The sequence below is a fragment of the Mesorhizobium sp. M2C.T.Ca.TU.002.02.1.1 genome (assembly GCF_003997225.1).
Genome location: NZ_RZTO01001391.1, coordinates 1 through 758 on the forward strand (window position 1 = coordinate 1; position 758 = coordinate 758).

1 protein-coding gene and 1 pseudogene are annotated in these 758 nt (G+C 68.3%); both read right to left on the reverse strand.

Annotated elements, in window-relative coordinates:
• Positions 1-500: DUF4175 family protein (locus EOD07_RS36300; RefSeq protein WP_127238500.1), on the reverse strand; the 500-nt coding region annotated here is incomplete at its 3' end.
• A 114-nt stretch (positions 501-614) separates the two neighbouring features.
• Positions 615-758, reverse strand: a pseudogene (locus EOD07_RS38970) (threonine/serine dehydratase); the annotation flags it as partial.

Below are 758 nucleotides of genomic sequence, written 5' to 3' on the forward strand. Positions count from 1 at the left end.
ACGAACAGCAGCCCCGCCACGGCGCGCAGGCCCCAGCGGTCATGATCCGGCACGCCGGTGCGCGGCCGGTCGGCGCCGAGGCTCGAAAGCCGCTCGGCCATGCGCTTCTGGTGCTCACGCCACAGCGCCTGCGAGAAGATGCTTTCGGCGCCGCTCGGCCGGTCGGTCTGCACCTGCACCGGGCTGTGCAGCAATTCGTTCGCCGCCTCGATGCGGCGGTCGATCTCGGCTGCCGAGGGCAAGCGGAAGAAGCGCAGCGGATAGAGCGCCGCGACCGACGCCAGCGCGAACAGGATCAGAAGGCCGATGCGCGCCGCGTCCGGCAGGCGCGGGAACAGCCCGAACCATGAAAAGCTGAGGAACAGGCTGACGACGATCAACAGCGGCAGCACGAGCGGCCAGGCGCGCTCGAAGAGTATCGAGGCCCGCGTCGCCAACCGGCTGAGCGCCAGGCGCCCGGCCAAGCCGCGTTCGCCGCTGGAAGTGCGTCGTTCGGTCATCGGCCCTTCCTGCCCGGGCAGGATAGCCCGGACGTCATCAGCAGAAGGATACCAACAAACACGGCAAAGGCGAGGCGGGTTCCAAAAACGTGAAGCGGTTTGGCCGGGTTATGATCAGAAATTGGCGGGATTCGTGTTGGAACCGCAGACCAGGACGGCCACGCGCTCGGTTTCCGCCGGCACATAACGCCCGGAAAGCATGGCGGCGAAGGCGGCGGCGCCGCCCGGCTCGGCGATGATTCGCACGCGGTCCCACAG